This window comes from Aggregicoccus sp. 17bor-14 (assembly GCF_009659535.1).
Taxonomy (GTDB): Bacteria; Myxococcota; Myxococcia; order Myxococcales; family Myxococcaceae; genus Aggregicoccus.
Genome location: NZ_VJZZ01000002.1, coordinates 145,311 through 158,448, shown reverse-complemented (window position 1 = coordinate 158,448; position 13,138 = coordinate 145,311). Strand labels below are relative to the sequence as shown.

General features: G+C 73.3%; 15 protein-coding genes. 10 read left to right on the top strand and 5 right to left on the bottom strand.

Annotated elements, in window-relative coordinates; all coding sequences use genetic code 11:
* Positions 1-71 precede the first annotated feature (71 nt).
* The 3 genes from FGE12_RS04550 to FGE12_RS04540 are packed head-to-tail and all read right to left on the bottom strand — an operon-like array spanning position 72 to position 2,895.
* Positions 72-1,616, bottom strand: coding sequence for a caspase family protein (locus FGE12_RS04550; RefSeq protein WP_153865026.1), 1,545 nt, complete (start codon positions 1,614-1,616; stop codon positions 72-74).
* Complete coding sequence (locus tag FGE12_RS04545; protein ID WP_153865025.1) at positions 1,613-2,377, bottom strand: DUF4384 domain-containing protein; 765 nt, start codon at positions 2,375-2,377, stop codon at positions 1,613-1,615. Before FGE12_RS04545 ends, FGE12_RS04550 begins: the two co-directional genes overlap by 4 nt.
* Entirely contained in the window at positions 2,374-2,895 is a 522-nt protein-coding gene (locus tag FGE12_RS04540) for an RNA polymerase sigma factor (RefSeq protein ID WP_153865024.1), read from the bottom strand. The genes FGE12_RS04545 and FGE12_RS04540 overlap by 4 nt, the downstream gene beginning before the upstream one ends.
* Before the next feature lie 731 nt (positions 2,896-3,626).
* Between FGE12_RS04540 and FGE12_RS30195 the strand changes: the two genes are divergently transcribed.
* Together FGE12_RS30195 and FGE12_RS04530 are read left to right on the top strand one after the other, a co-directional pair.
* Complete coding sequence (locus FGE12_RS30195; RefSeq protein WP_228530577.1) at positions 3,627-4,043, top strand: hypothetical protein; 417 nt, start codon at positions 3,627-3,629, stop codon at positions 4,041-4,043.
* 96 nt (positions 4,044-4,139) lie between these two features.
* A complete protein-coding gene (locus tag FGE12_RS04530) occupies positions 4,140-5,006 on the top strand; it encodes a CPBP family intramembrane glutamic endopeptidase (RefSeq protein ID WP_153865022.1) in 867 nt (288 codons plus the stop codon).
* A gap of 28 nt (positions 5,007-5,034) precedes the next feature.
* On the opposite strand, the gene FGE12_RS04525 is transcribed toward FGE12_RS04530, so the two are convergent.
* Positions 5,035-5,598 (bottom strand): dihydrofolate reductase family protein, encoded by a 564-nt coding sequence (locus FGE12_RS04525; protein ID WP_153865021.1) that lies wholly within the window; start codon positions 5,596-5,598, stop codon positions 5,035-5,037.
* 12 nt (positions 5,599-5,610) lie between these two features.
* Positions 5,611-6,066: a DoxX family protein gene (locus FGE12_RS04520; protein WP_153865020.1), complete on the bottom strand. Its 456-nt coding sequence runs from the start codon at positions 6,064-6,066 to the stop codon at positions 5,611-5,613.
* A 200-nt stretch (positions 6,067-6,266) separates the two neighbouring features.
* Here FGE12_RS04520 and FGE12_RS04515 point away from each other — a divergent pair, with 200 nt between their 5' ends.
* The 8 genes from FGE12_RS04515 (at position 6,267) to FGE12_RS04480 (ending at position 13,138) form a co-directional block, all read left to right on the top strand.
* Entirely contained in the window at positions 6,267-7,124 is an 858-nt protein-coding gene (locus FGE12_RS04515) for a RimK family alpha-L-glutamate ligase (protein ID WP_153865019.1), read from the top strand.
* A gap of 41 nt (positions 7,125-7,165) precedes the next feature.
* Positions 7,166-8,962, top strand: a complete 1,797-nt coding sequence (locus tag FGE12_RS04510) for a DUF885 family protein (protein WP_153865018.1) — start codon at positions 7,166-7,168, stop codon at positions 8,960-8,962.
* Positions 8,963-9,043: 81 nt separating this feature from the next.
* Positions 9,044-9,814 (top strand): helix-turn-helix transcriptional regulator, encoded by a 771-nt coding sequence (locus FGE12_RS04505; RefSeq protein WP_153865017.1) that lies wholly within the window; start codon positions 9,044-9,046, stop codon positions 9,812-9,814.
* A 63-nt stretch (positions 9,815-9,877) separates the two neighbouring features.
* Positions 9,878-10,225 carry a terminase gene (locus tag FGE12_RS04500; RefSeq protein ID WP_153865016.1) on the top strand — a complete coding sequence of 116 codons (348 nt, stop codon included), beginning with the start codon at positions 9,878-9,880 and terminating at the stop codon, positions 10,223-10,225.
* Between the two features lie 54 nt (positions 10,226-10,279).
* Positions 10,280-10,651 carry a YciI family protein gene (locus tag FGE12_RS04495; RefSeq protein ID WP_153865015.1) on the top strand — a complete coding sequence of 124 codons (372 nt, stop codon included), beginning with the start codon at positions 10,280-10,282 and terminating at the stop codon, positions 10,649-10,651.
* Between the two features lie 109 nt (positions 10,652-10,760).
* Entirely contained in the window at positions 10,761-11,333 is a 573-nt protein-coding gene (locus FGE12_RS04490; RefSeq protein ID WP_153865014.1) for a hypothetical protein, read from the top strand.
* Positions 11,334-11,339: 6 nt separating this feature from the next.
* Entirely contained in the window at positions 11,340-12,383 is a 1,044-nt protein-coding gene (locus tag FGE12_RS04485; protein ID WP_153865013.1) for a sensor histidine kinase, read from the top strand.
* Positions 12,380-13,138 (top strand): response regulator, encoded by a 759-nt coding sequence (locus tag FGE12_RS04480; RefSeq protein ID WP_153865012.1) that lies wholly within the window; start codon positions 12,380-12,382, stop codon positions 13,136-13,138. Before FGE12_RS04485 ends, FGE12_RS04480 begins: the two co-directional genes overlap by 4 nt.

The following is a 13,138-nucleotide window of genomic DNA, read 5'->3' as shown; positions in this document are numbered from 1 at the left end:
TCCGGGGTGCTCGGTGCGCCCGTCAGGGGCGCTCGCTGAGTGGGACCGGTGTGGGGCCTTTTCGTGGGAACCTAGAAGCGCCAGCCCGCGCCCAGCTGCGCCGAGGCGGCCGGGCGCAGCGAGGGGCCGGACTCGGCCGGAAGCTGGCGCACCAGCAGCTGCGCCTGCGCGAGCAGGAAGGCCTGCGCAGGGAGCGGTACCTCGAGCCCCGCCACCGGACCCACGCCGAGCCCCAGCGCACGGCGCGAGGGCAGGGGCGCCGCGGCCGCCTCCTCGCGGTCGCGCGTGAAGCGCTGCTGGAGCGCGAGCAGCTCCACGCCCACGCCCAGCTGTGGCACCAGCGTCCAGCGCAGCCAGCGGTAGCCCGCGGAGGCGCCGAGCCCCAGCGCGCGCTCCTGCACGCCGAGCCCCACGCCGCGGTAGCCCTTGCCCCCTGCGCTGAAGGTTCCCATCCCCCACCAGGGGCCCCAGGTGTGCCGGTAGCCGAGCGCCGCGCCGAGGCGCGCGCCGGTGTCCTGCACCGGTCCCGTGCCCACCTGCCCGAGCACGAGCAGGGCCGAGTTGCGCAGCTCCAGGTAGCCGCCCTTCATCGCCACCTCGGTGAAGCGGCGCCACACCAGGTCCTCCTCGCGCACCGCGCGCTCGCCGCCGTAGGGCAGCTCCAGCTGCGCGAGGCCGGTGCTCGCGCCCGCGCGCTTGCGCAGCAGGTAGCGGCCCGGCGGTACGGCGAGCCGCAGGGCGCGGCCCGGCTGCTTCTCGACCTCCGCCACCACGTCCGGGCGCGGCTGGCTCGCCACCACGTAGCGCCCCGCGAGCTCCGCGGGGAACACGAGCGCGCTGCGCGCTCCGGCGGGCTCGGTGAGGACGAGGTCTCCGGTGCCCGCGAGATCGTAGGCGTAGGCCGGGTGCTGCCCTGCGCCCGCGGCGCCCGCCACCGTGCGCCGGTACGCGTAGGCGTAGGCCTCGGCGAGCGAGACCTTGCCGTCCCCTTCTGCGTCCGCGTCCCCGCGCAGGCCCGTGAGCAGGTGGTGCGTGAACAGCGAGCCCTGCAGCGAGTCCCACTCCTCGCTGCTCTCGCCCGGACCGCTCGAGGAGATGACCACCTGGCCGTGCAGGGGCAGGCGCTCGAGCGAGACGTCGAAGGCGGGCGCGGCGCTGCCGCCCTTGGGCTTGGCCAGGGTGCCGCTCTCGCACGCATCCACGATGACCACCGTGAGCCGCGCGCCGGCGCCGCGCGCGAGGTCGCGCAGCTCGGCGAGCGGCAGGTGCGTGCCGCCCAGGTGCAGCACGCCTCCGGCCGCGTGCGAGGACGCGTACACGGTGAGCACCGGGTCGTGCCCCGCGGCCTTGAGCTCGGCGATGCGGCCCGCGACCTCGCTCAGGCGCTGGCGCACCGCATCCGCCGGCGGGTTGAGCACGAGCAGCGCGCGGTCCGCGCGCACCCCGCCCAGCTCCACGAAGACCTGGCGCACGCGCTGCGCGTCGTCGTCCGCGAAGCGCAGCACCGCGTCGTCGGGGTCGCCCACGTTCGCGCCGATGGCCACGAGCAGGCGCACCGTCTCGGCGCGCGCGGCGAGCGGGAGGAGCAGCAGAAGGACGGCGAGGAGGCGGGTCATGGACGCTTCTGCAGCCGCAGCGTGCTCACGCGGCAGCCATCACAGGTGAGGGTGGGCTCGGGACGTCCGGCCTGCGCGCGCAGCTGCTCGAGCAGGGGCGCGGCCTCGAGCGGGCGGGGCGAGAACACGGCGACGAGCAGCTCGGGACCGGGCGCCGCATCCAGCACCACGCTGCCCGGGAGGAAGTCGCGCTGGCCCGCGGCGAGGGGCGTCGACGTCGCTCCGTTGAAGGGATGGAACACGCTCGCCTCCCCGCGCCCGTCCAGCTCCAGCACGAGCAGGTGGCCGGGGCCCGGCGCCTCGTAGGAGAAGCGCAGCGCATCACCTGCGCGCACCGCGCCGTCGTTCTCCAGCAGCTCCGGCGCGCCGCTGCCCCCGCGCGCCACGGCGACCCGCAGGCCTCCGCCCTTCAGGGTCACGCCCGGGTCCTCGTGCGGGTGCTGCCCGCCGCGCGGCGCGAAGAGGACGATGGCCACCAGCGGAACCAGCAGGCCGCCGATCAGTGGAAGCAGCCTCGGCAGGCGCGAGGGCTTGGGGGCCTCCTCGCGCCGCTCCACCTGGCGCAGGAAGCGCTCGGGGGGACGGGCCTGGAGGAAGGCGGCTTGCGCGCTCTGCAGGGCCTGCAGCTGCGCGGAGCAGTCGGGGCAGGCCTGCACGTGGGCACGGGTGGGCTCGGGCACGCGCTCGCCGGCGCTCAGCGCCTCGAGGACGGCGGCCGGGGGGCACTGGGGCCCGCGGGGACTGGGAGGCAGGGGCTTCATCGCATCTCCTTGTGCGCTTCCTGCTGGGGGCGGCGCGCGGACTGCCAGAGCTGGCGGACCTGCGCCTCGAAGAGCTGCAGCTTCTTGCCCACGGTCTTGCGCGAGTAGCCGGTCTGCTCGGCCACCTCCTCCTGGGTGTAGCCGTCCAGGAAGTGCAGCACGCCGATGGTGCGGGTCTTGTCGTCGAGCTGGCGCAGCGCGCCGCCGAGCAGGGCGCGGCGGTCCGCGTCCTCGCCCGAGCCCTCGCCGCGCGCCTCGTGCGCCTGCAGCTGCGCCTCGCTCGCCACGGGCTCGCGGCCGCGCTTCTGCATCAGGTCGAAGCAGCAGCGCTGCGCGATGGTGTACAGCCACGCGAGGCTCGCGCCCGTCTCGCGCGGCTCGCCGTAGCGCTTCACGCGCAGGAAGGTCTCCTGCAGCGCGTCCTCGGCGTCCTCGGGGCGCTGCACCAGCGCGAGGCAGCGTCGGTGCACGAGGTAGCCGTACTGCGTGTAGAGCGCACTGAGGCGCGCGTCATCCATGGCGGCGTCCGGAGGCAGGCAGTGGGTCGCGCGGCGTCATCGATCGATAGACCGGGCGGCGGGGAAGAATTGGGAACCTCGATTTTTTCGGGACCGCGATCATAGGGAGAAGCCGGGGCGGGGACGAGCCACCCCCCCTTCTCGTGAGCTGGAAAAGGAAGGGGGTTCCCAGGAAATGGGCCCTCCCCGGTCCCCTTGACGAACGCGCGGCACCCGCCGCGCACCACTCCGAAGGGGGACCCACGATGCGCCACACGCTCCGAACCGCGATGCCCACGCTGCTCCTGCTGCTCACCCTGAGCGCCTGCGCCGACGGCACGCAGACCACGAATCCCGAGCAGTCTCAGGGGGAGCCCGGGCTGGCCGGGCCTCAAGGTCCGGCGGGAGCGCAGGGTCCGCAGGGTCCCGCAGGAGCAGTGGGTTCCCAGGGGCCCGCGGGTGAGCAGGGTCCCGCCGGGCCGCAGGGGGCGCCGGGTGCGGCCGGCCCCCAGGGCGCCACGGGGGCAACGGGGCCCGCCGGTCCGATGGGGCCGGCAGGTCCGATGGGGCTCACCGGACCGATGGGGCCTGCGGGGGCGACGGGCCCCAAGGGCGCGACGGGGGCGACCGGTGCGACGGGTGCAACCGGCGCGACGGGAGCGACGGGCGCAACCGGTGCGACGGGAGCGACCGGTGCGACGGGGCCCGCCGGTCCGATGGGGCCGGCAGGTCCCCAGGGGCCTGCGGGACCGATGGGACCTGCGGGGGCGCACGATCCGGCCTTCTTCGCGCAGCAGTACTCGAGCCCGGCGTACAGCACCTCCGCGTACTTCGTGGAGGTGCCGGGCGTGAGCTTCACCTTCATGGCGGCGGAGGGGCACCGGGCGCGCATGCTGCTCACGGCGCAGCTGCGGGTGTCGCGTCCGGGAGGCGGCCCGGTGACCTGCGGCCTGTGGCTGGGCGACGCCGCCCCGTACCTCATGGAGCAGGTGACGCTGACGGCGCCGGCGAACGGCCAGTACGCGGAGCCCTTCTACTTCTCCACGATGCGGGGAGAGGGCCTGTTCGGCGGCCAGTACACGCCGCAGCTGCAGGTGGCCCGCTCCGCCGACTCCACCGAGGGCACCTGCCGGGTGGACAACGCCGCGCTGGAGATCGTGCTGCGCTGAGCGAAGCCCTTCCTGCTGGACACGAGGGCGAAGCGGTCCCCTCTCCCTTTGGGAGAGGGTCGGGGTGAGGGATTGATATGAGCGTGTTCGCGCCCCATGACGAAGCCCACCCTGCGCTCTCTCTTCCTCGACTCCGAGCGCCGCCTGCGCACGGGCTGGTGGTTCCCCCTCTACCTGTTCTGCGCCGGCGCCTTCGGCCTGCCGGTGCTCTTCGTGCTGCACGCGCGCGGTGTCGAGCTCACTGAGTCGCAGCGGCACGCCCTCACGGCGAGCTTCTTCATCCTGGCAGGGTGGGCGTGTCAGGCGCTGCGGCGCAGGCCGCTCGCAGAGCTCGGCCTGCGGCTCGATGGGCGCTGGCTGCGTGAGCTCTGCGTGGGGCTCGCGCTCGGCGCCGCGCTGATGCTCGCGCCGGCGCTGCTGCTCACGGCAGTGCGCGCGGTGCACTGGCAGCTGCCCGCAGGGGGCGCGGCGCTGCTGCTGCCCGGGCTCGGCCTCTGCGCGGCGGTGGCGCTCGGTGAAGAGGTGTTCTTCCGCGGCTTCCTCTTCCAGCGCCTCGTGCACGGGCTGGGTCGCTGGCCCGCGCAGCTGCTCGTCGCGGTGCTCTTCGTGGCCACGCACTGGAACAACCCGGGCATGTCGGGCCTCACGCGCGTGTGGGCGAGCGTGAACATCTTCCTCGCGTCACTGCTCTTCGGCGCGGCGTTCCTGCGCACGCGGGCGCTCGCGATGCCGCTCGGCCTGCACCTCGCGGCGAACTGGGTGCAGGGCAGCGTGCTCGGCTTCGGCGTGAGCGGCTTCGGTGGCGCAGGGCTGCTGCAGCCCGAGCTGAAGGGGCCTGACTGGCTCACCGGCGGCGCCTTCGGCCTCGAGGCGAGCCTTCCGGGCCTCCTGTGCGTCGCGGCGCTGCTGGCGCTCGTGCTCCGCTGGCGCGGGGCGTCTCCGGCTGACAATCCCTCACCCTGACCCTTCCCCAGAGGGAGAGGGGACGGGCTCAGGCCTTGCGATAGGTCAGCACGATCGCGCCACTGCCGAAGACCTTCGTGCTCGCGAGCTTCAGGTCGACGGGCTTGGACAGCTCGGAGAACAGGGGGAGCCCCTTGCCGAGCGCGACCGGGCAGACCATCAGCTGGTACTCGTCGACGAGCCCGCCCGCCGCGAGCGACCGGGCCAGGCCCGCGCCGCCCAGCACCCGGATGTCCTTGCCGGGCTGCGCCTTGAGGCGCGCCACCTCTTCGGAGAGCTCACCCTTCGCGATGAGGGGGCTGGCCCAGGAGCCCTGTCCGCCCTGCCGGTCGGTGAGCCCCTTCCGCGTGAAGACCACCTTGGGGAGCGCGTTCATCGGCGCCGCGAAGGGCGAGTCCGCGGTCGGCCAGTAGTCCGCCATCTCGCGGAAGGCGCCACTGCCCATGGCGATCACCCCCGCCTGGCCCAGGTTCTCGATGACCCACGCGTCCGTCGCGTCGTCCCCGGAGCGGAAGACCCAATCGTTCTCCCCGTTCGGGCCACCGACGAAGCCATCGAGCGAGACGAACATCCCCAGAATCAGCCTTCTCATGGTCGCTCCCCCTCAGTGCGTCCCGAGCTGCGGCGCAGCGTGTTGTGTCCGGTGCTCCTGCGCATCCTCCGTCGCCCGAGGCGCGCGGAAGGGCAGCAGCGCGCGCAGGCGTGCATCGCGCAACACCAGCCCCGCCCACATCAGGGCACCGAGATACACGGGGAAGAGCAGGTGGCTGAAGAGCGGGTTGCCCACGCGCAGGTGCGTGGCGACCGCGCCGCCGAAGAAGCCGGTGAGCACGATGGCGCCGAGCACCGCGGTGCGCGGCAGCGCGTAGAGCAGCGCGCCCACGAGCGCGAGCACGCCGATGGGGAGGATGGCGCTCTCGGGATAGCCGAGCTGCAGCGTGCCCTCCACCACCTGCGGCGGCCGCACCAGCTTGCCCACACCGTCCGCGAGCATGAACAGCACCACCAGTCCGCTCAGGATACGGCCCGTCCACCGCTGTGCCTTCGTCACCGTGTACATAGGAGCTCCCTGGAATCGCGGCAGGGCGTCGTGCCCGCCTTCACAGGGGCGACGACCGGGGTCCCGCGATTTCGACACGCGCACCCACGAAATCCGTGCGCGCATGTCGGTGCCCCTCCTCCACCCGCCGACCTGGCGGGCGAGCGTCCCTCGCGCGGCGCTTGGCGGCGCCCGGCCCCTGAGCGACAAGAGGCGCCTCCATGGACATCGCGCTGCTGACCTACGCCGAGGCGCCCACCCTTCCCCCGGACGACCACCACCTGCTCGCTCCGCTGCGCGCGCGAGGCCTCACCCCCCACGCGGTGGTGTGGGACGCGCCCGAGGTGGACTGGAGCCGCTTCCGGCTCGCGGTGGTGCGCGGCACCTGGGACTACTTCGTGAAGCCGCAGGCCTTCGGGCAGTGGCTGCAGAAGGTCGAGGTGCAGGTGGAGCTGTACAACCCGCCCGCGCTGCTGCGCTGGAACGCGCACAAGGGCTACCTGCAGCAGCTCGCGGAGGCGGACGTGCCCGTCACCCCCACGCGCCTCTGCCGCAAGGGGGCCTCGCGCCCCGCCTCGCTCGCAGCGCTCGCGGACGAGCGCGGCTGGGAGCAGGTGGTGGTGAAGCCCGCGGTCTCCGGCGGCGGGCGCCTCACCCGCCTCTTCTCGCGCGCGGAGCACGCGCACGCAGGCCAGGAGCACCTGGAGGCGGTGCTCGACGAGGGCGATGCGCTGGTGCAGCCCTTCCTGCGCTCGCTGCACGAGGAGGGTGAGCGCTCCTACGTCTTCATCGACGGCGCCTTCAGCCACGCCGTGGTGCGCCCGCCCACCATGGGCGCGCAGTCCTTGCCGGACGGCTACCCGCTCGCGCCACGCGCGGACGAGCTGCAGCTCGCGCTCCGGGCCCTGCGCGCCGCGCCCACGCGCACGCTGTACGCGCGGGTGGACGTGGCCACGGGCGCGGAGGGCAACCCCGTGCTGCAGGAGCTCGAGGTCATCGAGCCGCGCCTCTTCTTCGCCAGCGCGCCAGCGTCCGCCGAGCGACTCGCGGACGCCATCCTCGCGCGCGCGAAGCGCTGAAGCCCCGTAGAGTCCAGGCCGCCCCCATCCGGAAGGTGCCCATGCTGCGCACGGCAGGTCCGCTCGTCCTCGGTCTCCTCGCGATGCTCCCCTTTGCCGCCGTCGCCCAGAAGAAGGCGGCGGGCTCCAGCAGCGCGCTGCAGACGCTCATCGCGCGCGAGTGGCAGTACCAGCTCGAGCACAGCCCCACCTACGCCTCGGTGCTCGGCGACCGGCGCTGGAACGGGCTGTGGGACGACCTGAGCCTCGAGGCCATCGAGGCCGACCACCGGCACAACGTGCAGGTGCTCAAGGAGCTGGATGCGTTCAAGGGCAAGCGCCTGAGCGCGAAGGAGCAGCTGGACTACGAGCTGCTGCGCCGCGACTACCAGACCTGGGTGGACGAGCACCGCTTCCGCTGGTTCCTCGTGCCCATCAGCTCCATGAGCAGCCTGCCCGAGGGCGTGAAGCAGGCGCCGGGCGTGCAGGTGGCCTACCAGCTCGCGGACACGCTGCGCTTCGCTACCGTGAAGGACTACGCGGACTGGATCCAGCGCATGGAGGGCTTCGGCACCTACGTGGACCAGACCATCGCGCTGATGCGCCAGGGCATGGCGGAGAAGCGCATCCACCCCAAGGCGGTGATGCAGCGCGTGCCGCGGCAGGTGGAGGTGCAGCGGGTGAAGGACCCGGCGAAGAGCGGCTTCTACTCGCCCTTCACCCGCTTCCCCGCGAGCATCCCGCAGGCCGAGCAGCAGCGCCTCTCCGACGAGGCGAAGGCGTCGATCGCGCGCACGGTGCTGCCCTCGCTCGAGCGCTTCCACACCTTCCTCGTGAAGGAGTACATCCCGGCCGCGCCCGAGCAGGTGGGCGTGTGGCAGGTGCCGGACGGCGAGGCGATGTACGCCGCCTTCGCGCGCCGCTCCACCACGACCTCGCTCACCCCGGAGGAGATCCACCAGCTGGGCCTCTCCGAGGTGAAGCGCCTGCGCGCGGAGATGGAGGCGGTGAAGGCGCGCGCGGGCTTCAAGGGGACGCTTCCCGAGTTCTTCACCTTCCTGCGCACCTCGAAGGAGTTCTACTACCCGAGCGGCGCGGAGCTGCTGCTGCACTACCGCGACCTGGCCAAGCGCATCGACCCGCGGCTCGTGCGCCTCTTCCGCACGCTGCCGCGCGCGCCGTATGGCGTGGAGCCCACGCCCGAGGCGATGGCCCCGGACGTGACCACGGGCTTCTACTACCCGGCGAGCGCGGACGGCTCGCGCCCCGGCACGTACCTGGTGAACCTGTACAAGCCGGAGACGCGGCCGCGCTGGGAGATGGTGCCGCTCACGCTGCACGAGAGCGTGCCGGGCCACCACCTGCAGACGAGCCTCGCCGCGGAGCAGACGGGGCTGCCGGAGTTCCGCCGCTACGGCTACTACATGGCCTACGGCGAGGGCTGGGCGCTGTACTGCGAGACGCTCGGCGACGAGCTCGGCCTCTACGACGACCCCTACGACAAGTTCGGCCAGCTGGCGTACGAGATGTGGCGCGCGGTGCGGCTCGTGGTGGACACGGGCATGCACCAGAAGCACTGGACGCGCCAGCAGGCCATCGCCTTCTTCATGGAGAACTCGCCGCGCCAGGAGCTCGACGTGACGAACGAGGTGGACCGCTACATCGCGATGCCTGGCCAGGCGCTCGCGTACAAGATTGGGCAGCTGAAGATCCGCGAACTGCGCAACCGCGCGGAGAAGGCCCTGGGCGAGCGCTTCGACGTGCGCGCCTTCCACGACGCCGTGCTGCTCGAGGGCTCGCTGCCGATGGACGTGCTCGAGCGCCGCATCGACCAGTGGATCGCCGCACAATCCAAGTAGGAACAGCGCGCGAAGCTGTCCCCAACCGTGTCCTCCCTCTCCCTCTGGGAGAGGGTCGGGGTGAGGGTGTCGGGTTCCCATATGCGCCTCACCGCCCCACCCCACCTGGACACGCGCACCCTGCCCCTCTGGCCCCCGCTGCTCGCGACGCGGGGGCCCGGGGCACGCAGTGAGGGCCACGCGCACCACGCGATGCACCTCGTCGTCACCCTGAAGGGCACGCTCGCGGTGCAGGTCGAGGGCGGCCCCGCGCAGCGCGCCGCGGGGGTCCTCACCGCGCCAGACGTCCCCCACGCCCTGGACGCGCGGGGCACGGAGATCCTCCTCGTATTCCTCGACCCGCAGGGAGAGGCTGGCGCGAGCCTGCTCCCGACGCTGCCGGGCCCGGTGCGCCTGCTCACCCGCGCGGAGGCGGACGCCGTCGCGAGGGACGCAGACCCCCTCTCCTTGATGCAAGAGGGCGGAGCTGCGTGGACGCGCGCGCTCGTCGAGACACTCGGTGCGCAGCCGCTGCCCGAGCGCGCCCCACCCCACCCGCGCGTGCGCAAGCTGCTGCGCCTGCTGCGCGAGCTCCCTCCCGAGGCGGACACCTCGCTCGAGGCGCTCGCCGCGCAAGTCGGCCTCTCCTCCGGCCGCCTCATGCACGCCTTCACCGCGTCCATCGGGCTTCCCCTGCGGCCCTACCTCGCATGGCTGCGGCTTCAGCGGGCCGCGGCAGGCATCGTGGGCGGGATGCCGCTCTCCGAAGCTGCACACGCCGCAGGCTTCTCGGACGGCGCGCACATGAGCCGCACCTTCCGGCGCATGCTGGGCATGGCGCCCTCCGCGCTGCAGCGCCCCCTTCTGCCGTAGCCAGTTCGTTCAAGCGCCCGGGCCGAGGGCAGGGCTATCTCCTCACGCATGGAGAACACGGTCATGCGCGAAGGAAACCTGCTGTCCTGGCAGTGGTCGCTGTACCCGGAGGCGCACCGCACGCGCCGAAACCTCGTGCTGCACGCGCTCACCGCGCCACTCTTCATCGCGGGAACCAGCGCGCTCGCCCTCTCGCCCTTCCTCGGCGTGGGAGCCGCGGCGGGCGGCCTGCTCGGGGTGGTAGGTGCGGCGGCGGCGCAGGGGCGGGGGCACGCGGGAGAGCCCGCACGCCCGGCGCCCTTCCGGGGGCCCGGCGACGTGGTGGCGCGGCTTTTCGTGGAGCAGTGGGTGACCTTCCCCCGCTTCGTGCTCTCCGGAGGCTTCGCGCGCGCCTGGCGCGAGGCCTCCTGACGTCAGCGGGGCAGGGCATACTGCAGGCCTCTCCCCGATTCTGGAGTCCCGCACATGCTCTACGCCATCCTCTGCGTGCACGACGAGCAGACCGTCTTCGGCTGGTCCAAGCAGGAGGATGACGCCCTGATGGAGCGCCTGGAGGTGGTGCACCAGAAGCTCGCGGCGCAGGGGCGGCTGGGGCCCGCGGCGCGGCTGGGGCCCACCACGAGCGCCAGCACGGTGCGCCGCACGGGCCGGGGTCACACGGTCACCGACGGGCCCTTCGCCGAGACGAAGGAGCAGATCCTCGGCTTCTACATCGTGGACTGCGCCTCGCAGGAGGAGGCGAACGAGGTGGCCCGCGAGCTCCAGGAGATCAACACAGGCGCCACCTACGAGGTGCGCCCGGTGCGGCTGTTCAAGCCGGGGATGCTGGCGCGGTAGGGCCCCCTCCGACGACCCTTCATCCCGCCGCTACGACCTCTGGTCGGAAGGTGGCAGCCGAGCAGCGAGCGGCGGCGTACATCCAGGGCACACTCCCTGGAGGCCTCCGATGCCCGCACGCACCATCCGCCTGTCCCTCGCCGTCCTGATGCTCACCGTTGCCGGCAGCAGCTTCGCCGCTGCGCCCCCGTCCGCCCCTCCGCAGGCCGCGCCGGCCATCGCGCGCGAGAAGATGAAGCGCCTCGCGGTGATGGTGGGCCAGTGGCAGGGGGACGGGTGGATCGACATGGGGCCGCAGGGCCGCAAGACCTTCAACGTGAAGGAGAGCATCCAGCCGCGGCTGGACGGCACGGTGCTGCTGGTGGAGGGCCTGGGCAAGGGCCGCATCCAGCCGCAGGGCCCCGAGGTGCCGGTGCACCAGGCGCTGGGCGTGCTCTCGTATGATGCGCAGGCGGACCGCTACGGCTTCGTCGCGTACCGGCTCGGCGGGGAGAAGGTGGACACCGAGATGAAGGCGCTTCCGGACGGCAGCTTCCAGTGGGGCTTCAGCATGCCGCACGGGCAGGTGCGCTTCACCATCCGCATCGCGGACGGGCAGTGGGTGGAGAGCGGCGAGCGCTCGGCGGACGGCAAGACCTTCACGCCCTTCTTCGAGATGAAGCTCAAGCGGACCGAGGGCTAGCGCGCGATGGGGCGAGGGCAGCGCTGGGCGGTGTTCGCGGGGCTCACGCTGCTGGTGGCGGCGGCCGTCACCGGCACGATGGTGCTGGGCTCCACGGCGCCGCTCGCCGCTGCCGCCCCCGTGTTCGCACTCAGCATCTTCTACGGCGCCTTCATCGGCTTTCCGATGATGGGGCTCTTGCCCGCGGTGGGGCAGCGCGTGGGGCGGATGGCGCCTGCGCGCGGGCTCTTCACCATGATGGCGGCGTGCGTGGGGCTCGCCGCGCTCTCCATGCTCGTGGCCACGGGGACGCTCGCGGGGCTCGGCGTCATCCCGCGCGCACAGGTGAGCCAGCGACTGCTCAACGACGGGCTCCTCAGCGTGCTGCTCGCCTTGCCCATGAGCGTGGGCGCCTTCGCCTACTCGCGCATGGTGGGCCGGCTGCAGGAGGCGCAGCGGCGCAGGGCGCGCGCAGAGGCCCTCACGCTGGAGGCGCGCTTCAGCTCGCTCTCCGCGCGGCTGCAGCCGCACTTCCTCTTCAACACGCTCAACTCCATCGCGGCGCTGGTGCGCGAGGATCCGCGCGCGGCGGAGCACCTGGTGGAGCGCCTGAGCGCGCTCTTGCGCGGGGCGCTGGACGCGAGCCACGCGGGACCCGTGCCGCTGCAGCGCGAGCTGGACCTGGTGCAGGACTACCTCGACATCGAGCAGGTGCGCCTGGGCGCGCGCCTGCGCTCGCGCGTGGAGGTGGAGCCCGGGTGCGAGGCGCTGCGCGTGCCGCCCTTCACGCTGCAGACGCTGGTGGAGAACGCGGTGAAGTACGCGGTGGCGCCGCGGCGCGAGGGCGGAGAGGTGCAGGTGCGCGCGCGGCAGGAGAGGGGCGCCCTGCAGCTCGAGGTGGTGGACGACGGGCCGGGCTTCGGGGGGCCGCCGCCCTCGGGACACGGGCTGGACATGCTCGCGCAGCGGCTGGACACGGCGTACGGAGAGGCGGCCAGCGTGCGCGTGGAGCGCCGGGCCGAGGGCGGCGCGCGCGTGTGCGTGCGGTTGCCGGCGGAGCGTGCTGAGTGACGGCGCCCCTGCTGCGAGCGGTGCTGGTGGACGACGAGCCGCTCGCGCTGCGCAGGCTCGCGCGGCAGCTCGCGGAGACGGGGCGCGTGCAGGTGGTGGCGCAGCACACGGATCCGCAGGAGGCGCTCGCGGCGCTGCGCTCGGGCGCGCCGTGTGACGTGCTCTTCCTCGACGTGCAGATGCCCGGCATGAGCGGGCTCGAGCTCGCGCAGGCGCTCTCCCCCTGCCCGCCCGTCATCTTCACCACCGCCTTCGATGCCTACGCGCTGCAGGCCTTCGAGGTGAGCTCGGTGGACTACCTGCTCAAGCCCGTGGAGGCGCGGCGGCTCGAGCGCGCGCTGGACAAGCTGCAGCGCCTCTACCCCGCAGGCGCGGCGCTCCCGGCCGAGGCGCTGCAGGCGCTCACCCAGGCCCTGCGGCCGCCGGAGCCGCTCACCCGGCTCGCCTCCCGCATGGGCGCACGGGTGCGCGTGCTCGAGCTCTCGCAGGTGACGCACCTGTACGCCGAGGACCGGCTCACCTACGCGGCCTGCGGAGGCAAGAGCCTGGTCGTGGACCCCTCGCTCGCGGAGCTGGAGCGCCGCCTGGACCCCGCACGCTGGGTGCGCATCCACCGCGCGACGCTGGTGAACCTGGACTGGGTGAGCGAGCTGCTCGGCGGCTACGCGGATGCGCGCGTGCGGCTGAGGGACGGCACGGAGCTCTCCGTCGCGCGCGACCGCTTCCGCCACCTGAGCGAGCGGCTCGGGCTCTGA